The organism is Brenneria roseae subsp. americana (assembly GCF_003115815.1).
GTDB lineage: Bacteria > Pseudomonadota > Gammaproteobacteria > Enterobacterales > Enterobacteriaceae > Brenneria > Brenneria roseae.
Window position 1 is genome coordinate 1 of record NZ_QDKJ01000036.1, and the last position, 3,408, is coordinate 3,408.

At 50.9% G+C, this 3,408-nt stretch carries 1 protein-coding gene; it reads left to right on the forward strand.

The window, feature by feature from the left end:
- Nucleotides 1–907: 907 nt before the first annotated feature.
- Nucleotides 908–3,408, forward strand: a 2,501-nt coding sequence (gene fdnG, locus B4923_RS20595; RefSeq protein ID WP_109491550.1) for a formate dehydrogenase-N subunit alpha, incomplete at its 3' end; no start/stop codon positions are given.

Below are 3,408 nucleotides of genomic sequence, written 5' to 3' on the forward strand. Positions count from 1 at the left end.
CGGCCCGAACAGCGGTCACGTACGCCGAAGGCATCGCGTAGCGACGCGACTTCCCGCGAAAAGCCCGGGGTCATGGGGCGGTGGCGATTGAGCCGCCTCATGTCGGGCGCGTGCCGCAACGCTTGCAGAAATCTGCGTTAGCTACCGCGCACGAAACCTTAACCTCACTCACAGACATTCTTCCCCTAAATTTCTGAGGATCCCTCAGCATTTCGCGGGCCTCGTTCCGTTAAGTCCGTGACAGGCTGATTCGCCACTCATCCGAATGAAAAAGGCTAAAATTGAAGCAGTGGTATTTTACTTTGTGCATTATTTGCATTTTCACACGGTAAATAATGTTTTTACCCAAACGCGTAGGCATTTTTATGTTATTCAATTAATGATGAACCATAAATAATATAGAGAATAATATCTTGTTATATCGTTATTATTTACTAACGGTATTATCTTCATTATATATTTCACGCCATTGATAATCATTCCCGAATAAAAGAAAACAGCAATTCGATATGTAAAATATTATATAACGAGGCGTCGTGATGCCTATATGAAATTGATAATTATTTTCATTTAATGGCTTGCTTTGGACAATAAATGGACGTTTTAAGCTGATTTTGTGATTTAAATGTTATTGTTTGGATAAAAAGTTGAGGTTTTTTTATTTCGACGCATAATGCTTATCAATAGTGTGGTTTTTCACTGTGCGGCGGTCAATTTATTCTTTCAATATACCCGTCATACTTCAAGTGGCAGAGGCGTTGGCCGGGTTCGCCCGTAAAGGGACAATGCTTTGCATTGTTCAAAACGATAACGTTTTGTCCTGCAACTCCGAATTATTTAGGGTTTATAAAAAATAAAGGTTTTATCCCGATTTTTACTGTGAGCGATGTGGTGTGAGGAGCTTTCCATGCAGGTTAGCAGACGACAATTCTTTAAAATATGCGCGGGTGGCATGGCCGGAACAACGGTGACAGCATTGGGTTTTTCTCCCGCTGTTGCGCTGGCTGAAACTCGGCAATATAAACTTCTGCGTGCCAAAGAAACACGCAATAACTGTACTTATTGTTCCGTTGGGTGCGGTATTTTAATGTATAGCCTTGGCGATGGAGCCAAAAACGCCAAACCTTCTATTTTTCATATTGAAGGCGACCCGGATCATCCGGTCAGCCGCGGTTCGCTATGCCCTAAAGGCGCGGGGCTGATTGATTATATTCACAGCGATCAACGCCTTAAGTATCCTGAATATCGCGCGCCCGGATCGGATAAATGGCAACGCATCAGTTGGAATGAGGCTTTTGAGCGCATTGCCCGCCTGATGAAAGCCGACCGGGATGCCAATTTTGTCGAGAAAAACAGTGATGGCGTCACGGTTAACCGCTGGCTGACCACCGGGATGCTGTGCTCGTCTGCGGCCAGCAATGAAACCGGGATGCTGGATTTTCGTGTTACCCGTGCGCTGGGCATGCTGGGAATTGACACCCAGGCGCGCCTTTGCCACGCGCCCAGCGTGGCGGCGCTGGCGCCAACCTTTGGCCGCGGCGCCATGACCAACAACTGGGTTGATATAAAAAATGCCAACGTGGTGCTGGTGATGGGCGGCAACCCGGCGGAGGCCCATCCGGTTGGGTTCAAATGGGCCGTTGAAGCCAAAATTAAAAACGGCGCAAAACTGATTGTTGTCGATCCTCGTTTTAACCGTACCGCGTCGGTAGCCGATCTTTATGCCCCGATCCGCGCAGGATCGGATATCACGTTCCTGCTGGGCGTTATTCATTACCTGCTGAGCAATAACAAAGTGCAGATGGCGTATGTGAAGTCATACACCAATGCCAGCCTGCTGGTGCGCGAAGATTACCACTTTGATGATGGTCTCTTCAGCGGGTACGACCCACAGTCGCGCAAGTACGACCGCACCTCATGGCAGTATGAGCTGGACGAAAACGGCTTTGCCAAACGGGATCTCACCCTGACCGATCCCCGCTGTGTGTGGAATCAGCTTAAACAGCACGTCAGCCGCTATACGCCGGAGGTCGTCACCAGTATTTGCGGTACGCCAAAAGATGATTTTCTGACGATTTGCGACATTCTGGCTTCCACCAGCGTGCCGGACAGAACGGCGACCATTCTGTATGCGCTGGGCTGGACGCAGCATACCACCGGTTCTCAGATGATTCGCACCGCCGGCATGATCCAACTGCTGTTAGGCAATATCGGTATGATCGGCGGCGGGATTAACGCGCTGCGCGGACACTCCAATATTCAGGGTTATACCGATCTGGGTCTGTTGTCCCTGCGTCTGCCCGGTTATATGGATCTGCCATCGGAAAAACAGACGAACTTGCAGGATTATCTATCGCAAATCACACCGGAAGCGCTGCTGCCCGATCAGGTGAATTACTGGAAAAATACGCCGAAGTTCTTCATTAGCCTGATGAAAAGCCTGTATGGCGATAAGGCGCAGAAAGAAAATGACTGGGGTTTTGACTGGCTGCCCAAGTGGGATCAAAGCTATGACGCCTTGAACTACACCCAAAGAATGATTGAGGGCAAGGTCAACGGCTATATCGCACAGGGGTTTAACCCGATAGCCGCGTTTGCGGATTCCAATAAAGCGCGTGACGCTCTGAAGACACTGAAATTTCTGGTCATTATCGATCCGCTGGCGACGGAAACCTCTAATTTCTGGCAGAACCACGGCGAGTTGAATGAAGTGGATTCTTCACAGATCCAGACGGAGGTTTTTCGTTTGCCATCCAGCTGTTTTGCGGAAGAAAACGGATCGATTGTGAATTCAGGCCGTTGGCTGCAATGGCACTTTAAAGGCGCAGAGCCGCCAGCGGAAGCGCTGCACGATGGGGTGATTCTGGCGGGGATTTTCCTGCGCCTGCGGGAAATGTACGCCAAAGAAGGCGGCGCGAACCCTGAGCCTGTCCTCAATATGGCATGGGATTACCTCAATCCGGAAGATCCCTCGCCGGAAGAAGTGGCAAAAGAGGGCAATGGCTATGCGCTGGCGGATATTTATGACGAACGGGGCAATCTGGTGCTGAAGCAAGGCCAGTTGCTGTCTGATTTCTCGCAACTGCGCGACGATGGGACCACGGCCAGCTTCTGCTGGGTTTACACCGGCTGCTGGACAGAGCAGGGAAACCAGATGGCCCGGCGGGATAACGCCGATCCGTCCGGACTGGGTTGTACGCTGGGTTGGGCCTGGGCGTGGCCGCAAAACCGCCGCATTCTGTACAACCGCGCGTCGGCTGATGAACAGGGAAATCCGTGGGATCCGAAGCGCGAGCTTATTCGCTGGAATGGTCAGCGCTGGCTGGGGATCGATACTCCTGACTATGGCAATGCGGCGCCCGGCAGCGGTGTGGGCCCGTTCATTTTGCAAGCCGAAGGAATGGGGCG